The organism is Pantanalinema rosaneae CENA516 (genome assembly GCF_050753385.1).
GTDB lineage: Bacteria > Cyanobacteriota > Cyanobacteriia > Leptolyngbyales > Leptolyngbyaceae > Pantanalinema > Pantanalinema rosaneae.
Genome location: NZ_JBLZFZ010000026.1, coordinates 62,618 through 82,981, shown reverse-complemented (window position 1 = coordinate 82,981; position 20,364 = coordinate 62,618). Strand labels below are relative to the sequence as shown.

General features: G+C 50.4%; 19 protein-coding genes and 1 tRNA gene. 12 read left to right on the top strand and 8 right to left on the bottom strand.

Annotation, left to right across the window (positions count from 1 at the left end):
- Positions 1–121: 121 nt before the first annotated feature.
- The 3 genes from ACN4EK_RS16435 to ACN4EK_RS16425 all read right to left on the bottom strand — a co-directional run bounded on the left by ACN4EK_RS16435 (position 122) and on the right by ACN4EK_RS16425 (position 2,422).
- Positions 122–1,108, bottom strand: coding sequence for a DUF2259 domain-containing protein (locus tag ACN4EK_RS16435; protein WP_431659106.1), 987 nt, complete (start codon positions 1,106–1,108; stop codon positions 122–124).
- Between the two features lie 213 nt (positions 1,109–1,321).
- The gene (locus ACN4EK_RS16430; protein WP_431659105.1) at positions 1,322–1,663 is read right to left on the bottom strand and encodes a hypothetical protein; all 342 of its coding nucleotides are present in this window, start codon (positions 1,661–1,663) and stop codon (positions 1,322–1,324) included.
- 36 nt (positions 1,664–1,699) lie between these two features.
- Positions 1,700–2,422, bottom strand: coding sequence for a phosphoribosyltransferase (locus ACN4EK_RS16425; protein WP_431659104.1), 723 nt, complete (start codon positions 2,420–2,422; stop codon positions 1,700–1,702).
- 227 nt (positions 2,423–2,649) lie between these two features.
- Here ACN4EK_RS16425 and ACN4EK_RS16420 point away from each other — a divergent pair, with 227 nt between their 5' ends.
- Both ACN4EK_RS16420 and ACN4EK_RS16415 read left to right on the top strand, forming a co-directional pair.
- A complete protein-coding gene (locus ACN4EK_RS16420) occupies positions 2,650–3,381 on the top strand; it encodes a uracil-DNA glycosylase (protein ID WP_431659103.1) in 732 nt (243 codons plus the stop codon).
- Positions 3,382–3,445: 64 nt separating this feature from the next.
- Entirely contained in the window at positions 3,446–4,531 is a 1,086-nt protein-coding gene (locus ACN4EK_RS16415; RefSeq protein WP_431659102.1) for a SpoIID/LytB domain-containing protein, read from the top strand.
- A 7-nt stretch (positions 4,532–4,538) separates the two neighbouring features.
- Here ACN4EK_RS16415 and ACN4EK_RS16410 read toward each other — a convergent pair whose 3' ends face one another.
- Positions 4,539–4,937: a RidA family protein gene (locus ACN4EK_RS16410; protein ID WP_431659101.1), complete on the bottom strand. Its 399-nt coding sequence runs from the start codon at positions 4,935–4,937 to the stop codon at positions 4,539–4,541.
- 267 nt (positions 4,938–5,204) lie between these two features.
- On the opposite strand from ACN4EK_RS16410, the gene ACN4EK_RS16405 reads away from it, so the two are divergent.
- Together ACN4EK_RS16405 and ACN4EK_RS16400 are read left to right on the top strand one after the other, a co-directional pair.
- A complete protein-coding gene (locus ACN4EK_RS16405) occupies positions 5,205–6,503 on the top strand; it encodes a glucose-1-phosphate adenylyltransferase (protein WP_431659100.1) in 1,299 nt (432 codons plus the stop codon).
- A 152-nt stretch (positions 6,504–6,655) separates the two neighbouring features.
- Entirely contained in the window at positions 6,656–7,366 is a 711-nt protein-coding gene (locus ACN4EK_RS16400) for a hypothetical protein (protein ID WP_431659099.1), read from the top strand.
- Between the two features lie 23 nt (positions 7,367–7,389).
- On the opposite strand, the gene tpiA is transcribed toward ACN4EK_RS16400, so the two are convergent.
- The 3 genes from tpiA to ACN4EK_RS16385 form a co-directional block, all read right to left on the bottom strand.
- Positions 7,390–8,115 (bottom strand): triose-phosphate isomerase, encoded by a 726-nt coding sequence (gene tpiA, locus ACN4EK_RS16395; protein ID WP_431659098.1) that lies wholly within the window; start codon positions 8,113–8,115, stop codon positions 7,390–7,392.
- Between the two features lie 78 nt (positions 8,116–8,193).
- Positions 8,194–10,074, bottom strand: coding sequence for a M61 family metallopeptidase (locus ACN4EK_RS16390; RefSeq protein ID WP_431659097.1), 1,881 nt, complete (start codon positions 10,072–10,074; stop codon positions 8,194–8,196).
- Positions 10,075–10,123: 49 nt separating this feature from the next.
- Entirely contained in the window at positions 10,124–10,315 is a 192-nt protein-coding gene (locus ACN4EK_RS16385) for a hypothetical protein (RefSeq protein WP_431659096.1), read from the bottom strand.
- 398 nt (positions 10,316–10,713) lie between these two features.
- Between ACN4EK_RS16385 and ACN4EK_RS16380 the strand changes: the two genes are divergently transcribed.
- The 8 genes from ACN4EK_RS16380 (at position 10,714) to ACN4EK_RS16345 (ending at position 19,712) form a co-directional block, all read left to right on the top strand.
- Positions 10,714–11,640, top strand: coding sequence for a GDSL-type esterase/lipase family protein (locus ACN4EK_RS16380; RefSeq protein ID WP_431659095.1), 927 nt, complete (start codon positions 10,714–10,716; stop codon positions 11,638–11,640).
- Between the two features lie 63 nt (positions 11,641–11,703).
- A complete protein-coding gene (locus ACN4EK_RS16375; protein WP_431659093.1) occupies positions 11,704–12,372 on the top strand; it encodes a chromophore lyase CpcT/CpeT in 669 nt (222 codons plus the stop codon).
- Positions 12,373–12,543: 171 nt separating this feature from the next.
- The gene (locus ACN4EK_RS16370) at positions 12,544–14,247 is read left to right on the top strand and encodes a SpoIIE family protein phosphatase (protein WP_431659092.1); all 1,704 of its coding nucleotides are present in this window, start codon (positions 12,544–12,546) and stop codon (positions 14,245–14,247) included.
- 3 nt (positions 14,248–14,250) lie between these two features.
- Entirely contained in the window at positions 14,251–14,694 is a 444-nt protein-coding gene (locus ACN4EK_RS16365) for an ATP-binding protein (protein WP_431659091.1), read from the top strand.
- A 206-nt stretch (positions 14,695–14,900) separates the two neighbouring features.
- Positions 14,901–16,379: a chromosomal replication initiator protein DnaA gene (dnaA, locus tag ACN4EK_RS16360; RefSeq protein WP_431659090.1), complete on the top strand. Its 1,479-nt coding sequence runs from the start codon at positions 14,901–14,903 to the stop codon at positions 16,377–16,379.
- Positions 16,380–16,999: 620 nt separating this feature from the next.
- A complete protein-coding gene (gene dnaN / locus ACN4EK_RS16355; protein ID WP_431659089.1) occupies positions 17,000–18,151 on the top strand; it encodes a DNA polymerase III subunit beta in 1,152 nt (383 codons plus the stop codon).
- 336 nt (positions 18,152–18,487) lie between these two features.
- Positions 18,488–18,573 (top strand) — tRNA-Arg (locus ACN4EK_RS16350).
- Between the two features lie 257 nt (positions 18,574–18,830).
- On the top strand, positions 18,831–19,712 hold the full coding sequence (locus ACN4EK_RS16345) for a hypothetical protein (protein ID WP_431659088.1): 882 nt from the start codon (positions 18,831–18,833) through the stop codon (positions 19,710–19,712).
- A gap of 138 nt (positions 19,713–19,850) precedes the next feature.
- On the opposite strand, the gene ACN4EK_RS16340 is transcribed toward ACN4EK_RS16345, so the two are convergent.
- Positions 19,851–20,291: a DUF4168 domain-containing protein gene (locus ACN4EK_RS16340; RefSeq protein ID WP_431659087.1), complete on the bottom strand. Its 441-nt coding sequence runs from the start codon at positions 20,289–20,291 to the stop codon at positions 19,851–19,853.
- Positions 20,292–20,364: the final 73 nt, after the last annotated feature.

Here is a 20,364-nt window from a genome sequence, read left to right as displayed (position 1 = left end):
GCTCTCTGGGGATCACACGATGCTGTTTGGTCATTCTAGCGGAACGACTATTCTAAATAAAAACCCCAACCTTGCGATCGGGGCGAAACCTCTACAGGAGGATGAAAGGAAAAACCAAATTTTACAACTCGAACCCTTGGACGATCGTCGTTGCCAGGGTGCCCTCAAAGGTCGGTTCCATCGCGGTGACTAGCACAACCAAATGCTTGCCATCCGGCGACAGTTTGACATCCCGGATCGAATAGTCCAACACCCAATCCCGGAATTGATTGAGCGAACCGAGCGATCGCCGTTGCCCGTTATAGGTAATCTCAAGCTGCATCGCTGCCCGATCTTTCGTAAACTCCTGCCCCACCTGGGTCGCGGGAATCCGTTTTTGCTGGAGTCGTAGCTGTAAGGGTTGGTTGTTGGCTAACCGCACCGTCATGGTTTCTGTGCCATCAGCCGTGCGCGATCGGGATAACACTGGCAAGCTTTGCCCTGCTGTGGGTGGTGTAAGCTGCAACCGTTGCCGCATACTCCATGTTTGTTGCAACAAACTATTTTCTGCCGCTTCTAAACTCAAATCAGAATCGGGTTCGCCATAGCGAGTTCTGACACACCCTGATTTCACACAGTCATTGGAGGCTAGGGCAACCACCTGCATTGTGGACTTAGGAATGCCAGCGCCAGTATCCCGAGAACTTTCGAGATAAATGAAATGATCACCATCTGCCGAAAAGCCTGCCATCCGTTCCCTGGTGCGGAAAGTTGGCTTTAAGCTATCTGAGGCGACAGGAGGTTGGGGTTGCGCTGGAGCCGCAGGAGCAGGTTGCGTGGTAGCTGGACGAGCAGGCGGTTGAGAAGTCGTTGTCCGATCCGTGGATTGTTCTGCCTGAGCACCTGGATTTGCATCTCCAGACGAACTTTCAACGGGAGCGGCGGTTTCCGTCTGAGGCACTGGGCTGACTGAGGGTTGCGGATCTGTTGGAGCATTGACCTCAGTCACCGATCGCGGCGCATCAGCCGTTGCCGAATCCGGCGGTGTGGCTGAAGAACAGGCAGACAACAGCAAGAATACTAAGGCTGGAGAACACCAACGCAACGTTTGATTAATTCGTTTCAACATAAAGAGTCACCTAACTGCCGGGAACGACATCGGCATAGTACGGATGCCCAGGGTGACTAACCACTGCCCTACGATCGTCCGCCTCTTACCGACGTGAAATTTGATCCAGACATTTGGTGCCGCAAGATCTCGTTGCCAGTTCACCAATTAATGGATCACGTTTCTATTAATGACTACGCCAGTGATTTAATCGACTCCGGATCTCGCCCAGCCTTAAACCAGATTCGTTTTCCGGGTAACATACAACCCCACTACCGCCACTAAGACGACCAACGACACAACCGCCGTTAAACGAATGGTATGGGTTTGGGAGGATGGAGCGACGACTTCCCGCGCCAGAATTGAGGCGATCGCCCCTACGATATAACTCAAACACAGAACTAAATATTGCCAATATTGCTGATGAAACCACCAGGCTCCACACAAGCCAGCCGCCAGGATCAGCATCATGGCTTCCACCAGTCGCGGCGGACTGTAATGACTGGAGAGCGTTAAGCTATACCAAAAATCTCGCCAAAGTCTCATGCCTGCCTTGCCAAAGCCCACTTGTAGCATAGAGCAAGGCAGCGGATTTTTCCAGGTCAGGATAGGTTATCCAATGGCACTATTGACGGCTTGCAATTGTTCGATCGCCGCTTCCATGCCGACCTGCGGAAACTGCCGATAGAACCGACTGACACTCCCAAATAGTGGTGGCAGTGCCAAAATAATTACCTGATCTGCCCACGACTGCAAAGCAGGCATTACTTCCGGAGGAGCGACAGGCACACAAATCCAGATTTCCGCTGGGTGTTGGGCATGGAGTGATTGCACTGCCGCCGCCATCGTCATTCCCGTCGCGATCCCATCATCAATCAATAGGGCGATCGCGCCTTCGGGGTGCATCGGCAGACAACAGGTAGCCAAATTTTCCTGTTGTGATTGCGCCCGCGACTGAGCCGCCTGGAGAGCATCGGCATAGATCTGGGGCAACGATCGAGACTCGGCGGTGACCCAACCCGTCCGTCCCTCCAGATAAGGCGACCACACCACATCACCTGCCGCCGTGACGGCTCCGATCGCCAGTTCCGGATTTTCTGGTCGGGTAATCTTTTTTGCCACAATCACACCCAAGGGGCAGCCCAAACATCGAGCCACTGGCGCTGCAACGGGAATGCCACCTCTCGGCAGAGCATAGACCAGAATGGGCATTCTACCAATCAGCGATCGTTGGTTCATGGCTGTCCACACCGCTGCTGCCAGTTGTTCACCCGCCGTTTGGCGATCGGTAAAACAACCCGTTGACTGAGCATTGTAAGAAGACGCAGAGGACATAGTCCCACTCTCTGGCAATGGGATAGTTTCATCATGCCTGAATTATCTCGGGGCGATTCATTTCTGGCATCTTTCTTATTACCCGTCAAAATAGGAGAGGAGTGTCAACATCCACACCAACTCAGCCACCCCACTGGAGAGGCTAGAAAAATCTGCTAACTTGTCCTAACCTATGGACACTTCTTGCCCTATCACCCATCAATATTGCACTCATTTGCGTCAAGCCCATGTCTACCGACGATCAGATTAGCTTGTTTGACTTTAATTCTGACCCTGAACCACCTGCGACCACGCCGCCGTCAGGCTTCAATCCCGATCTGATTCCAACCAGTGCCACCGTTCCGATTCCACCCGGCACCTATCAATCGATGGAACAGATGAGCGTCCATTGCAACCAGTGTCTGCGGTGCGGTTTAGCGGCGGGTCGGACTCATGCAGTCGTGGGTGAGGGCAACCTTCAGGCTCCAATCATGATTGTGGGCGAAGGCCCGGGGCAAACCGAGGATGAAACGGGTCGTCCCTTTGTCGGGCGATCGGGGGAATTGCTCGACAAAATTCTGGCATCTGTCCACCTGAGTCGGCATGAGAATGTGTTTATTGGCAATGTGGTCAAATGCCGTCCCGAAAACAACCGCACTCCTACGGCAGATGAAGCCGAAGCCTGTAAAGGCTATTTGCTAGAGCAAATTCGCATGATTAATCCCAAAATTATTCTGCTGACCGGAGCCACTGCCCTGCGGGGACTCTTAGGCATTAAACAAGGGATTACCAAAGTCCGGGGACAATGGGTTGAACGGGACGATCGCCTCTATATGCCAATCTTTCACCCCGCCTACCTGCTCCGCAATCCCTCCCGAGAGGCTGGTAGTCCCAAATGGCTGATGTGGCAAGATATTCAAGCTGTTCGTACCAAGCTGGATGAACTCATGGGGTCACCCCAACCGGATCAAGAATTCTGAGGATGGCATAGTCTCTGAATCTAACTTTCCTCTTCGCCCCATCTCCCTCACCCCCGCCCTGAGCATGACCAAACAGCACCTCCTCAAGTGGCTTCAGCAGCACCAGCGTCGCCTGTTGGTCGGGTTGTTTTTGTCGATGCCAGTGTTGACTTTGCTGATTGTCGGGCTGCGAGAGCCAGGGTCGGAGGAGCCAGTCAGCCAACCTCCAGCAACAGCCCCCTCGGCAACGGGAGCGATCGCACCGATCCCATCCTTACCCTCTCCCAAGCCTGCGGTTACTACGACACCCAGCCCTACCCCGTCACCCCAACCAACTCCGACGGCAAAAGTGGGGGTGACAAACCCAACCTATACGGGGCAGCAAGCGGTGATTAACCAACGAGCAAAAGAGGCGTTTGCCTCCCTGTCTGCGTCTGTCGATGCGGCGGTGGAAATGCGGGTGGCGATCGCGATTAATGCCAGTACATTAACCGTAGGCAGTTCTGGCGAAGGCTTACTGGCTAGCTTGCAAGGCAAACCCTTGGGACAACTAGCGGCACAAACCACCTATGCCGTGACTCATGATGGCGGCGGTTTACGGCTTGGGGCATCGGCACTTCCCGATACCGTTGTGCTGGATCCAGGCCCCGGTGGGTTGTTTTATTTGGGCGATCGTTCCTATCGGGGACGGCTGGTGTTGATTGCCCGACCCGATGGCACCTTGATGGCAATCAACCATGTCAGTTTACGCAAATATCTCCATAGTGTGGTGGCTAGCGAAGTTTCTCCCAGTTGGAGTCTAGAGGCTCTCAAAGCCCAGGCGGTTGCTGCTCGTTCCTACGCTTTGACCTATCACTTCAAACCCGTCAGTTCCCTCTATGACCTGGGGAATGATGAGTATTACCAGGTGTATAGTGGCATTGCCCGAGAAGCGGATAGTACGAACAAAGCGGTGGATCTGACGGCTGGGGAATATGTCAGCTACAAAGGTGGGGTGGTGGAATCGCTGTATGCGGCTTCGGATGACATCGTGGCAGAAGCGTTTCAGGGACATGGCATGAGCCAGCTAGGAGCCTTGAACCTGGCGGAACAAGGCTATACCTATACGCAAATCCTGGCAAACTACTACCCTAAGACCAAAGTCGGACGGATCGAAATTGATCATGAGTGATCTGGACTTAGGATGCCGCGATCGCGGCAATACAATCAATTTCCACTAAAACATCTTTAGGCAGACGGGATACTTCTACACAGGCACGCGCCGGAGCGGTATCATCCTGAAAGACTTGGGCATAAATCGCATTCATCGCCGCAAAATCATTCATATCCTTGAGGAACACCGTTGTTTTCACGACATCCTCGAACGTGGCACCGGAGGCAATCAAAATGGCTTTGAGATTTGCCAATACCTGTTCCGTTTGTTTAGCCACGTCGCCTTCCCCCACCAGCATTCCAGTTTGAGGATCTAAAGCAATCTGTCCGGCAACAAAAACCAGTTGACCCGATGCCACGATCGCCTGGTTATAGGGCCCCACAGGAGCCGGAGCTTGATTTGTACGAATAATTTGGCGGGACATAGTTTACACAGGTTGAAGAAGTGAGCAGTGAGGCAACAGCAGTAAACTGACTGCCGCTGTCCTCATAAAAATTACCATTACAGTACCCCCTGGCGATCGTTCGGGAGAGAGGTTCTGAGTCCTGTTGGGCAGTCGATTTAGCGCAGAAGTAAGCAGCAAAACATCAATTTCCGATCATTCATTACAATTCTTGTGACTTAGGACTCTTGCAAACGGAGCCATCCCGTCTCACACTAGACGTTGGAGCAGACAGGTGGAGGTATTTTTGTGAAGCGAGTACTATCGATCATTTTGGGTGGTGGCGCAGGAACCCGGCTTTATCCACTGACCAAATTACGTGCAAAGCCTGCTGTGCCTTTGGCTGGCAAGTATCGTTTGATTGATATTCCAGTCAGTAACTGCATTAACTCCGAGATTTATAAAATCTATGTGTTGACTCAGTTCAACTCTGCTTCCCTGAACCGTCACATGGCTCGGACGTACAATTTTTCTTCAGGGTTTAGCGAAGGCTTTGTCGAGGTGTTAGCTGCCCAACAAACTCCGGAGAATCCCAACTGGTTCCAGGGGACAGCCGATGCCGTTCGCCAATATCTCTGGCTGTTTGACGAATGGGATGTGGATGAAATCCTTATTCTGTCTGGTGACCACCTCTACCGCATGGATTACTGTGACTTCGTGCGCCGTCACCGCGAAACCAATGCCGATATTACAATTTCGGTCGTGCCGATGGACGATCGCCGCGCGTCTGACTTCGGTCTAATGAAGATTGACGATGCCGGACGAGTGGTGGATTTCAGTGAGAAGCCGAAGGGCGATGCCCTCAAGGCGATGCAAGTCGATACCACCGTACTAGGGCTAAATGCCGAAGAAGCCAAACAAAATCCCTACATTGCTTCGATGGGCATTTATGTCTTTAAGAAAGACGTGTTAATCAAGCTACTTCAGGAATCACCAGAACGGACTGACTTCGGTAAAGAAATTATTCCTGCCTCTGCCAACCATTACAATGTCCAGGCCTACCTGTTTAACGGCTACTGGGAAGACATTGGAACGATCGAGGCGTTCTATGAAGCCAACATGGCTCTAACCCAACAACCCCGTCCACCGTTTAGCTTCTACGATGAGTCTGCCCCGATTTACACTCGTCCCCGCTATCTACCCCCTAGCAAACTACTCGATTGCCAGGTGAAAGAATCAATTATCGCGGAAGGCTGCATCCTCAAGGATTGCTCGATTACCCACTCGGTTCTGGGGGTGAGAACGCGGATTGAAGCAGGCTGTGTGATTGAAGACAGCATGTTGATGGGTTCTGACTTTTACGAGTCGTTTAGTGAGCGACAAAGCGGTTCTGGCTGCCAGACGGGTAAAGTGCCGATCGGGATTGGTAAAGACAGCATCATCCGACGGGCGATCGTGGATAAGAATGCTCGCATTGGGTGCAATGTCCAAATCGTCAACAAAGATCGGGTACAAGAAGCGGAACGAGAAGATCTCGGTTTCTTTATCCGCAGTGGCATTGTCGTGGTGCTGAAGAATGCTCTGATTCCAGATGGCACAGTGATTTAAGGCGATTCCATCCAAAAAATCTAGATTAGAGTGAAGCATTCGGAGCATCAGATCTGTCGAGTGCTTCGCTTTTAACTATTTGAGCATCTTGTGTCCTACAGTTTTCTAGTGCAAATGACAAAGGAAATGGGCAATCTGAGAGGAAATAGTTGTTGCCATTTTCAGTCATGTCTCGATCGCGTCCCTCAACATCCAACCGTAATCTCCCTTTAATCATCACTGTAGCGTCAGTTGTCGCAATCAGCATCCTGGCAACGGTTTTAGACCAATACCGCAAGGCGAATCCGTCCTCCGAGCAAGTCAGTATGACCATACCGATGATTTCGTTACCGTATGTCACTGACACTGGAACGCGGTTGAGTCGGGATGGTATTCCTCAAGGTCGCATTGCCCTGCCAGCGAACAGTGACATTAAACAACTGGAACTAACCGCGATCGTATTAAACGCTAATGAAACCAATCCTAAGGAAGTGCGATTAAAGCAAGTTTTACTGGTCGAAGGCAACTTTCCAGCCAATACCGAGTTTGAATTAACCGATCGCTACCAGAAGAACTTCGTCATTCCCGCCAAAGTCGTAGACCGCTTGACGATCGACCCCTTTGCCTCAGAGCGCAATTTTTCCTACTTATTTCCAATTCAGGCAAAAGCCGCAGGGGCATCCCGAGCCGTCGCCATTGAAGTAGACGACAGAATTATGCTGGCTCATCTGGCAATTAGAACAGTTGGATCTACCTCTGCCACTTGGCTACACGGAGATTTTGTCCGGACAGCCATGACACCCGCGATCGAGCGGCGGAACTATTCTGATAAAGTGATGCGAAAAGAGCAGGGTGGCGCTAGACAATGGTTTGAACGCCGATGATCGCCCTGCCACCCTATTTCTAGCTATTGATAGTTGACGATGCGAGCGAAGCTATCTGGCTCCAGGCTGGCACCACCGACTAAAGCCCCATCGATTTCCGGTTGCGCCATAATCTCATCAATATTTTTGGCATTGACAGAGCCACCATATTGAATTGACACATCGGGATTCTTCAGTTCACCCCGGATCATGCCAATCACTCGGTTCGCTTCCGGTGATTCACAGGTGTCACCTGTGCCGATCGCCCAAATCGGTTCATAGGCAATCACGAGATTGGACTGATCCACATCCACTAACCCAGCTTTTAGTTGCCCACAGATAAACGATTCTGTTTCGCCAGCATCGCGTTGTTGCCGACTTTCACCCACACACAAAATTGGGGTTAATCCCGCTTTTTGAGCTGCTTTCAGGCGTTGATTCACGGTTTCATTGGTTTCGCCAAAATACTGGCGGCGTTCGCTGTGACCAATCACCACATAGCGGACTCCCAGTTCCAGCAACATGGGGGCAGCAATTTCTCCCGTAAACGCGCCCTTTTCTTCCCAGTGAACGTTTTGGGCACCCAGCCGAATCCGGCTACCATGCAGACTTTGAGACAGACTACTCAATGCCGTAAATGGGGCACACAGCACTACTTCCCGCTCATCCGGAGTTTCCATCAGATGTTGCGCGAAGCCCTGAAGAAATAGTTGGGCTTCCGCCTGGGTTTTGTGCATCTTCCAGTTGCCAGCAATTACAATCTTTCGCACGGTGACTCGGTAAGTTACAACACATTATCAACTGCATCCTTCAGTCTACGGCTTCTGGGGAACGATCGGATAATTTAGTTAGCCGCGAATTTCCGCCAGAGGAACACCTAACCACCCTTGAAAGGCTTGCTCCTGCTGCGTTGAAGGGCGATCGACAGTCACAATTTGATACCGAGTTGGACGTGGATCAGCCAGAGTCACCGAATAAGTTTGCAGTTGATCTTGATGGAAGGCTGTGAGTTGGATGGTGTTGCCGGGTTGATAATCCAGTAGCCGATCGTTCAGTTGATCCGCGTTCACCCGAATACCATTGAGCGCCAACAGTTCATCCCCCGCATCTAAGCCAGCGATTTGAGCCGGTGAACCGCTTTCGACGAACTTGACGATCGTTTGTCCCTGTTCCTGCTTCACGTTCATGCCCAAGTAAGGAATGCCTTCTTCATGCCCACTCGGTTGCAATCGCAGTCCAAACGGGGCTAAGTAGCGATTAAAGGGCAGTTCCTCAGTGCTATCCAGGTAGCGGGCAAAGAATTCCGTGAGGTCGGTTCCGGCAACCGTTTCAATCACTTGCTTGAGTTCGGAAGCGGTAAAGCCAATTTCGGGTTGTCCAAACTGTTGCCACATCTGGCGCATCACATCATCCAACGATCGCTGATTTTGATGACGATCGCGAATCAGTAGATCCAGCAACAACGACACCATTTCGCCCTTCAGATAATAGGACATCTGCGAATTAGGACTATTGGCATCCGGACGATACAGCTTAATCCAGGCATCAAAACTGGATTCACTTAACGGCTGCACTTTTCGCCCCGGAGTCGTCAAAAACCGGGTAATTTCTTGACTAAGATTGTTGAGATACGCGCCAACAGAGTAAATTCCGGCTCGGAGGGGAATGACTAAATCGTAATAACTGGTTGTGCCTTCGCTAAACCATAGAGAAGGAGTGTAATTTTCCTGCTCATAATCAAATTGTTCTAAAGCTTTAGGACGAATGCGCTTGACATTCCACAAGTGGAAAAACTCGTGGGCAACTAATTGCATAAAGCGATTATATTTATCTCGATTGCGAAAGCCAAATCGGCTATAAATTAGTGAACAGGAATCCTTATGTTCCAGCCCCCCAAAGCCTTGTGACGATAAATGTAATAGAAACAAATAGCGATCGTAGGGCAGTCCTTCAAACAAGTCAGCTTCCACTTGCACGATCTTTTGCATATCGGCAATTACCTGTTCCGATCGCAGATTGCCCTCACCCCAAACGGCTAATTGATGGGGTTTTCCTAATACTTCAAACTGGTACAGTTGGTGTCGTCCAATTTCCACCGGACTATCCACCAACGTATCAAAATCTTGGGCTACAAACGTATTGGCAGCCCCCGGAACAGCCGGTAACGCTGTAGACACACGCCAATCCGGATAGGGGGGAACGATCGTGAGATGAATGGGACTGCGATCGTAATCAGGAATGTAAAAGCACAGCGCCGCTCCATTAAAGTAACCATGCGTACTATCTAAATGATTCGTCCGAACGGTTAACTCATTGGCATAAATCCGATATTGCACCGTAATACTCGACGCACCTTGTGGATCAATTTGCCAGTGGTTCTTGCTGAGTTTGCGCCAGGGTAATGGATCAGAGGGGCGATCGGTCGCCCAAACTGTAAACCCTTGCAGATGTCTGGCATACTCCCGCACCAGGTAGGAGCCAGGAGTCCAAACAGGCATTTTTAAGTCCAGTAATGTCGGCATCCCTGCCTGTCCCCACCCACTGATCTGAAGCGTGACCTCAAACAAATGGGAAGTCGGTTCCGGTAAAGCCACTTGATACTGCAACGTCGGCACTACTGAAGGCATCGTTGCTGGCGGCGCATCAGACCTCCCCTCTGGAATTGGTCGTACCACCGTCGTCTCATCGCTTGAGAATTTGGGATCAACTTCCAAAGGTTCTCGATTCATCCTGGCTTTACTCCTAACAGAACAGAGGGTGACGAAATGCAGCGTTTTCCTAATCTTCGGGCAACACCCACTTCGGCGGTTCTGTCATCTTCTTCCGCAATGCCTCTTCCGCAATCTCCAGCATTTGATCGAGGGATGTTTCTTGAATAAATTTGGATGCTTCTGTTTTGTACTTCAAATTAGGGCACTTATCCCCAAGTACACAGCCATTTACACAGTCCACAGCACAATTGATCGTCATGGTCCTTCTCCAGGTTTACGGTAGGACTGCCAACATGATATCGAGAATTGATCACAGGGTTCGGTTCAGTTCGATGTCACGCGCAGGCGATACCAACCTCTATTTTACCGTTAAGAACCCTTAACATTGAGGCGGCTGTCGGGAGGAGAAAACAATCTACCCCCAGGCTGACTCGCCGCAGGTAGCAGAAGTCTTAGCTAGAAAAAATTTCCGAAATTTCCTGACTATAGCGCCCTAGCGTTGAGATAGGTGGATAGCTATCCGCCTCTATACCCCTTCCATCTAACTGGTAAGGGAATGTCTTGCTATGGTTGCCACTCCGATCGTTCCTGTCCTTGTAGACCACGGAATTATTGGTTTGAGCTTGTGTTCACCTGCTTTACCAGTTCCCATCGTTTATGACAGTTCCTTTTGTATTAGCCCTTACCACCTTTAGTCCCGACGCATTAAACTCCGCGATCGCCCCCAGTCCCCGTGATCGCCCTCCGGCAGCCCATCTGCTGTTACCCGATCCGGCTCAAACCCAATCCAGCCGCAGTTCAACCCACCATCAGGTTCGACCAGACTATCCGGTGCCGACGATCGAATTTTCTCCCCCTATGGTGCAAAGCCCGCGATCGGGAAGCCAACTGTTTTACCAACGATTAGCGGCATTACAGTCAGGCAGACTCTATACGCGCTTACCGTTAGACAGTTTTCGGGCAGCTTGGGCAGGGGCAACGCGCCAACCCACCTATGAAGAATGGCGCTGGTTGATGACCCGAGAAGCCGCTGTGGTTGCCAGAGGTCAGGGGGATAATCGCTTAGGGGTGTTAGTGGGGGATTCCCTCAGTTTATGGTTCCCCAGCGATCGCTTACCCTCCTACCAGCTTTGGCTCAATCAAGGCTTATCCGGTGACACGACCGATGGCATTCTGCGGCGGCTGCCTGACTTCGCTAATACTCGCCCGGATGTGATTTACGTAATGGCAGGAGTCAACGATCTGAAACATGGACGCAGTGACAGTGAGATTTTGGGAAATTTGCGGCAAATGATCTACCGTTTGCAACAAACCCATCCCCAAGCCGACATTATCGTGCAATCGATTCTGCCCACCCGTTCCGATCGCATTCCCGGTGAACGGATCGGCTGGCTGAACCAACAACTGGCGACGATCGTCGGGCAATCTGGAGCCACCTACCTGGATGTCTACTCTGCTATGGCAGATGAGGCAGGCTATATGCGTCCCGAAATGACCACGGATGGCATTCATCTCAGTCCCCAGGGCTATGCCACCTGGCAAACAGCAATTCTCCAGCAGGAACGCTGGATGGCAAACCGATAAACTCGCTCAAATCTGCGCTACCATTGCCACAAAATCACTTGCCATCTTGCTTTGGAGCCTAGCGTGAAGCGTCAACGGTTGATTGGATTATGCCTGGGTCTGACCTGGAGTGCGATCGCCACTGCTACTCAGGCAGATTCCCCACGAACTCTGTCTACTCAAGAACAGGTCGCTGATATTGCGGCCCGGTTAGAAGGCGTGATGACTACCTCCGCTCAGGCAACTAAAAATCCTAAAGCGCCCCATGTGCAAATGACCACATGCCGGATTCAGGTGGTAGACGCGCCGAGTGACAAGACGAACAGCACAATTTTCCTCTATCAAGAGCAGGCATTAGCGCAAAAGCTCACTCAACCGTATCGGCAACGCTTCTTGCAGGTCGCCCCTGCGCCCGATCGCCAACAGATCGAATCCCGTTCCTTTAAGCCGGAACAGCCCAGTGATTGGGTAGGACTATGCAACAAACCGTTGAGCGAGCGCCGACTTACCCTGAAGCAGCTAGGAACACCCATTTGTAGTGTCTTCTTACAACCATCCCAGCAGGACTATATTGGCAGTACCCCTGACCAGGGATGTCCGACCAATGTTCGTGGTGCGGTCAAAATCACCAACCAAATTATGTTGTATCCCGATGGTATGGACACCTGGGATCGGGGCTTTGATGCGTCCGGCAAGCAGGTTTGGGGGGCTGAGGGGGAGTCCTACCAATATCGCAAGCCCAAAGGCAGCTAGATCATCTTCAACAGTGTAATTCTTTTCGTCAGGGTATATTCTTCCTCAAATCTTTGTCACTGTGTTAGGGCTTACGCAATCTAGGGTACTTTGATGTAGAGGGGTACAAACTAAGCCTGGTGAAGTTTGGATTCAGCAGCATCCTTAATTGTAGGGGGAGTGGAGTACCGCATGGTTCAGAGAACAGGTAGTAAGCTCAAATTAATGGTCGTAGACGACGAGCCTGATAACCTGGATCTGTTGTATCGCACGTTCCGGCGAGATTTTGAGGTCGTCAAGGCAGAAAGTGCGATCGCGGCATTACAAATCCTGGATCAGCAGGGTGAAATGGCGATCATTATTTCTGACCAACGGATGCCAGAAATGCTGGGAACCGAATTTCTCAGCAAAACCGTAGAGCGCTTTCCCGACACGATTCGGATTGTGTTAACCGGCTATACCGATGTGGAAGATCTGGTCGAAGCGATTAACTCCGGTAAAGTCTTTAAGTACATCACCAAGCCCTGGAATCCCGATCAACTCAAGGGCGTGGTGCAGCAAGCCGCCGAAACCTATCAGGTGATCAAACAGCGGACAAACGAACTGAAACGGGCACTCAGACGCGAATCATTATTTAATGTCGTCACCACGGCAATCCGGGAATCGCTGGATTACCACAGTATGTTACAGACGATCGCGGCCACCCTGGGACAAACGTTTCTGGCAAACCAAGCAGTCCTCTATCCCATAGACGGTAGCCAACTGGTTCCAGAAATCTTTCGGTATCAGGCGGCAGACTCGCCCGAAACCAGCGATCGCCCCAACCTTGCCCCAGATCAGGATCCCCTGATTCAATCCGTCCTGGCAAAGCAACAGATCGAGATTGAATCTAGCTCTGACGACACCACCCCTCGACTTGCCCTTCCCCTGATTTACCAACAGGACTTTCTCGCCATTCTGGTGATGTCCCGTCATGATCACTACAATCCCTGGTCGCCAGAAGACCTGGAACTGATTCACGGCGTTGCCGATCAAGCCGCCCTGGCGATTTCGCAAGCCAAGCTATATCAACGAACTCAGAAACAAGCCGAGCAAATGCGGGCAGAGTTAGCCGTTGCTCGCCAGATTCAAGGCAACCTGCTGCGGCAAAGCTGGCCAGAACTGGATGGCATGAAAGTGCAAGCCTGTTGTTACCCAGCGCGGGAAGTAGGCGGTGACTTTTTTGAGGTCTATGCCCATCCCCAGGGCGATATTTGGCTGGCAGTCGGCGATGTGTCGGGGAAAGGGGTGCCAGCCGCTCTGTTTATGGCAAGTGCGATCTCCGTCTTACGGCGAGAACTATCACAGGAATCGCCTCCAGAACCCCATGTGGTCATGCAAAACCTCAATCGGAGTTTGATTGATGACCTGACGAGCACGAATTGCTTTATCACCATGGTACTGGCTCGCTACACACCCACCACTCGCCAATTGGTTTATGCCAATGCCGGTCATATTTATCCCTTAGTCTGGTCGCGGCAAACGCTATCTGCCCAACGTGCCGATCCGGGTAATGGAGCAGAGGTGGAACCGAATTATTTGAAGGTGCGGGGGGTGCCCTTGGGCATTCTACCCACCTGGAAAGCCACCGCAGGCAGTGTGGATCTGAACTCTGGCGAAGTGTTGCTCATCACCAGTGATGGCATTACCGAAGCCACAGTTGCCGGAAATTCCACACCGAATGGCAATGCTGGCGGTCAGTCAGCCGCGAGTGCCATGCTTCAGCAAGCCGGATTATGGCAGTTGTTGAGGCAAGAGCAAGAACCATTGGATTTGACCCACCTGCTCTCGCAGATCCGGGCACACAATACAATTCAGGAAGACGACCAAACAATACTCTCTCTGGAGGTCTTGTAGTCAATGAGAACGGAGCTTCATGTACCAAGCGACCTGAAGTTTTTGACGATCGTCGAAAACTGGCTGTTAGGGAGTTTGGAGGTCGAACTGGGTAATCATGTCGATTGGCCCCGACAGTCAAATCGCCTCCGCCTGGTTCTGGTCGAGGCTTATTCAAACGTGGTGCGTCATGCCCATAAAGATCAGCCCAACTTACCCGTCTTAATTCGGCTAGAGCTTCAGAATCGAGACATTGCCTTAGAGATCTGGGATCATGGCAAAGGCTATGATGTGTCTACTTACTTGGCTCCTACCCCAGAAGCGAAACAGGAGAATGGTTACGGCTGGTTAATTTTGAATCGTCTGATGGATCGCGTAGAATATCGGCTTCAGGTGAATGGTCAAAATTGCCTCAAACTAGAAGCTAGCCTGCCCGAAGCGCCAACGTTGTCCAGTCACGGTGGCTAATTGGTAAGTTCTCTTTCATCCTTGAGCGATTCTCCCGCCTAAATTCCTGTTACCTGATACACTATGCGTAACCTGAATTCTTGGGCTAGACGCTACATGTAGTGTTTAGCGGGCTCGACTTGAATTTGGGCAAGTTTAGACCTATAGGGATGCATTTCTTAACGCAAACTCCAGATCGATCGTCGGAAGCGATCTGATATGCTGCCTTGTCAGCTAAACTTACGCAATTGTTACTGTCCTCCGGTGAGGGGTTGATGTCAGGGGTAGAAATCACGTCACTTCAAAGTTTCTGGGCAGAAGTCCTGGAGCATTTACAAATTCGGCTGAGTCGTCCTACCTTTGAAACGTGGATCAAAACGGCGACGGCGGAGGAGTTGGACGATAAACGTCTCGTCCTCTGTACGCCAAATCCCTTTGCGCGTAAATGGATCCAAAAGTATTACATCAAAACGATTATCGAGGTTGTCCAAGAGGTCTTAGGGCGACCCGTGGATATTCACATCAATGTCGTGCAGGGGGCAGACGGCATGATGGATGAGAACGAGTTCTACTGGCCGTTACCGACGGAACCGATCGCGATCGAACCCCCTGCTCCCCCATCATCCACTCCTGCCACCGGTACGCCCACTGGAGCGGTAGCGGACAAAGCCCGATCGAGCGACTTGAATCCCAAGTATGTGTTCTCACGTCTGGTGGTTGGCTCAAATAACCGTATGGCTCACGCGGCATCATTAGCGGTTGCCGAGTCGCCGGGGCGGGAGTTCAATCCCCTATTTCTCTGTGGCGGCGTTGGGCTGGGGAAAACTCACCTGATGCAGGCGATCGGGCATTATCGCTTAGAAATCTGTCCCAGTTCGCGGGTGTTCTACGTTTCCACCGAACAATTTACCAATGATCTGATTGCCGCCATTCGCAAAGACAATATGCAATTGTTCCGGGAGCATTACCGGGCGGCGGATGTGTTGCTGGTAGATGATATTCAGTTTATTGAGGGCAAGGAATATACCCAGGAAGAGTTTTTCCACACCTTTAATACTTTGCATGAAGCCGGAAAGCAGGTGGTTCTAGCCTCCGATCGCCCGCCCAACCAGATTCCTCGGCTACAAGAACGACTCTGTTCACGGTTTTCCATGGGCTTGATTGCCGATATTCAGCCGCCTGACCTGGAAACCCGGATGGCAATTTTGCAGAAGAAAGCCGAGTACGAGAATATGCGCTTGCCGCGAGAGGTGATCGAGTACATCGCCTCTAGCTACACGTCCAACATTCGGGAACTGGAAGGAGCATTGATTCGCGCGGTTGCCTACATCTCGATTTCTGGGCTGCAAATGACGGTAGAAAACATTGCTCCCGTCCTCAACCCCCCTGTGGAAAAAGTCGAAGCCTCTCCAGAAGCGGTGATCAAGATCGTAGGGGAAACCTTCGATGTGTCGATCGAGGATTTGAAGGGCAATTCCCGGCGCAGGGAGGTCAGTGTGGCGCGGCAAATTGGCATGTACCTGATGCGGCAACATACCGCCCTCAGTTTGCCCAAAATTGGCGAGGAGTTTGGCGGCAAAGACCACACAACGGTGATGTATAGCTGCGACAAAATCGGGCAATTAAAGGAAACAGACCCCTCAATGGCACAAACCCTACGCCAGCTTAGCGAACGGATTAATATGGCAAGCCAGTCCCGCTCCTAAGCGATTTAGAGTCGATTTAGAGTCATTGTGGATTCTCCAGAGAGGCGATCGTTTCTCTGGGGAATTGGTGTATTTACAGCCTATCGATCAGTTCGGCTTATCAACGGAACAGGGGGTTGAGTATTTCAACTCAATCGATCAGCCCTGCTTATTGGTTATGAGATTGTCAGTCTCACGATGAGATTTCCCCAGGTTTTCCCCAGGCTGATCCAGTGATCATAAATTAAATATCCCAAATTTTTTTAAACACAAGGGTTTGAGAACTGTAAACCGCCAATTTGCCTGTGGAAAACCTGTTTTTTTCTGTGGAAAACTCTGTGGAAATCTTGTATATAACGATCTAGCGATCGTGGAAAAGTCTCATAAGTATAAATACTCTGTGAAAAACTGGCAACTTTTTCCACAAGTTTTCCACAGGCTCGATCGGCTTATGATCACTGGATAAACGCGATCCTACGATCTTTTCCACAGTTTCCACAGCCCCTACTACTACTATTTAAATAAGTTTTTCTTAAGTCCGGATCGATCAAGACAAGCAAAAATTGCTGAAATTGGCTTGGGTAGATCGTTTTGGGCATCAGTGCTAGTATGCTCAAGCACCGATCTCAAAGTCGCCACCTATGAAACTGGTTTGCGCTCAAAATAGCCTCAGCACACACCTTTCGATCGTTAGCCGCGCCGTTGCTACCCGCGCTACGCTACCTGTTTTGGCGAATGTCCTGCTGGTGGCTGACGAAGCAAGCCAACAAGTTCGCCTCAGTGCGTTTGATCTGAGCCTGGGGATTCAAACCAGTTTTGCCGCCCAAGTCGAGGTGGGTGGAAAACTCACCCTGCCTGCCCGGTTGTTGAACGACATTGTCTCACGCTTGCCCGAAGGCGACATTACCCTGGAAGACGAGGTGGATGACTCAGGAGAGTCCACCTGGAATGTGACGCTGACCTCGAAATTTGGGCGCTATCAAGTCCGAGGCATGAGTGCTGAAGAATTTCCAGCCCTGCCAGTGGTTGCCGAGGGCGATGAGCTACATTTAGCCTCTGAAGCGTTGATTGATGGGCTGCGGGGGGCGTTGTTTTCGGCGAGTGATGACGAAACCAAGCAAGTCTTAACGGGGGTACATTTAACCCTGTCGGCAGCGGGTCTGGAGTTTGCGGCAACGGATGGACACCGGTTAGCGGTGGTGGAAACAGTGAGTGACGATGATGCCAAAAGTGAGCCTGAGCAAGCGCTGGATGTGACGATTCCAGCCAAGGCATTACAGGAACTTGCCAAGATGGTAGAAAAGCAAGCGGGCAGTTCTGTAGCAGTCAAATTTGACCAGACGCAAGCGGTGTTTGAATGGGCAGACCAACGCCTCACCAGCCGATTACTGGAAGGACAATATCCCAACTATCGGCAGTTGATTCCCCGCCAATTTGCCCGCCAGCTCACCGTCGATCGCCGCCAATTTCTTTCAGCCTTAGAGCGGATTGCTGTCCTAGCAGATCAGAAAAACAACATTGTCAAACTCAGTTTGAGTACGGCGGAACAGGAAGTGACTCTCTCCGTTGATGCGCCGGATGTGGGTAGTGGACGGGAAACGATCGCGGCTCAAATTACGGGCGAAGATTTGGACATCGCCTTTAATGTCAAATATCTGCTGGAAGGCTTAAAAGTGATGCCGACTACAGAAATCCAAATGCAATTAAACACGGCAACCAGTCCCGCGATTTTATCGCCTCTGGGCGGCTTAAAAGCTACATACCTCGTTATGCCTGTGCAGATTAGAAGCTAGTTATTAAAACATTTCTAGACAGCAAAGAGTAGCTCATTAAAGTAAACAATGTTACTAGAGGTGATTATGAACGAAATTCTTTTTTTGAGGTAGAATAAGCCGAACAGTTTCGATACTTATCGTTATAGACCTGTTGTTAATGTTGAGTTGATCGAGTAAATTAGACCACACAATCTAGGTACTACTGCATTAGTACCAAATGGCAGGAAAAGCAAAGCTTTTATCTTTCAAATGAGGCGAAGCAGAATGTTTTTGACGGCTCCTCTCTTATTAAAGATCAACAAAAAAGCTCGTGCAGGCTCCTAACCTGTACAAGCTTTTTTTGTGAAAACGTATGGGGGTGTGGCGGAACCAGCAAACGCACCGGACTCCTAATCCGGCAACCTGACAGGGTTTTGTGAGTGCAAATCTCACCACCCCCACAAATTACATGTAAACGCAATCAATTGGAGATAACGCTTACGAAACACTGACAAGAACTTTCCTAAGGCTCTTATCAACCCGTGGTAAAGGCTACAGCCTTATACCGTAGAGTTCGTTTGTACTTATATTGTAAGACATTTCAGGGAACCAACTAGCGGCTCCAACCGTTTGCTGCGAAAGTCTTCATGAGGCTATCAGATGAACTCCACCAGGGTCAAGATTCGTTACAAATTTTGATCAATTTCCAGGAGTTTTTATGACACGTCGATCACAGCCTGATAATGCTCGGAACCCAAAGATCGTTGCAGGTGAAGAGCAAAACATCTCTCTACAGGAAATAGATGTCCTGCTGTCAGTCTTTCAGGTTCCTAGTGGGGAATATCGGTTAAGCAAAAGCCAAATCCTAGAAGTTATTGACGAACCGAAGAACTGGTTGAGCAGATTACGGTCTGCCACCCCAGAAATCTTCAAGGTCTTGAAGGCTAAGGGATTTACAGGTCATACGTTAAAGGTGCGTATTCTGCACTCACACGGATCCAGTCTGACTGACACTTTGAGCATTCCAGACGCTAGGCGTGTTTGGGGACATTTTGCGAGAAAGGGTAACAACATTGCTCTGGATATTCTCGAAGCTTGTAGTGTTGAGACTATTGAGCATCGTGCCAATAAAGTTTTTAGCATCAAGCGTACAGAAGAGGACTACAATCAACGATTGGCTATTCGGACGAGCCTGAGAAAGGAAAAATACCAAGCATTTACTAGTGCAATTGCGGCATGGGAACGAAAGCTTGGTATTTATAACACCACTGTTGGAAAGCAATGGTTCAGACGTGCACATGACCAAATAAATCTACGATTGCAAGATTTAAGGTCTAGGCAGATAAAGCGTGTGAACGATCTACCTGACTGGGCATTAATTCGAGATTATTTTGATGCTCCTGTATTGGTCGATTATTCTTCTGTTAGCCAATTGTCCGCTAATTTTCTTAAAATGGGTGCTAGAGATCCAGTCGAAGCGGTGAATCTAGCTTGCGACTGTTATCTGCCAGACACCTACAGTCCGATGCCTGCTGAGATCGTTGAAAACATTCAGAAAGTTGGGCGACGATTGGCAAAAATGAAACGACAAGCGTCATAGCCTAAAACGGGAAGAGGTTGTTTCCGACAAAACTCGTATATTTCAGAGCAACCAGTTAAAGCGGAGTGCGTACGCACTCCGCTGCATCTTTAAAGAAAGACTAAATCTGTTTCGTCCCTAGCTGTTAGTCAAACAGGCTTATGGGCAACCATCGGGTTTAGGTTTGGCAGAGCAGAACTTAGTCAGTTGGTTAAACTCGGATACTGGCATTTTGTGTTCTGCTAGAATATCGCGGACTTTCCGATCGAAGCGATCGCAGATTTCCCGCACTCCACCGGGAAGATTCTTTTGCTGGCAAACATTATCCGGCACATTGCCATTCAGAATTTGTTTCGCTTCAGAGTAATACTGCATCCGTTGCCGTTCAATTTGGCGAGCCACTTTCGTGTACTTGCCCAAATCTCCGGGGGGTTGTTGGGCATAGGCCGCCGTTTCGGATAAGAGAGAACCGCTCTGGAAACTCACATGAGGCGTGAGTCCGGTTAGCAAGCCTGCGGTTGAAAGGAGCCCCACCATCACAACGCGAGAGAGCGTGGGGCTGAGGCGCGATCGCAAGGAATTAATGGACGGGTTAATCATGACTGTGTGACACCAAGAAAACTAGCACAATAACGGTTTCTATAGATTCTGAATTATTTTATTGGCGATAAGT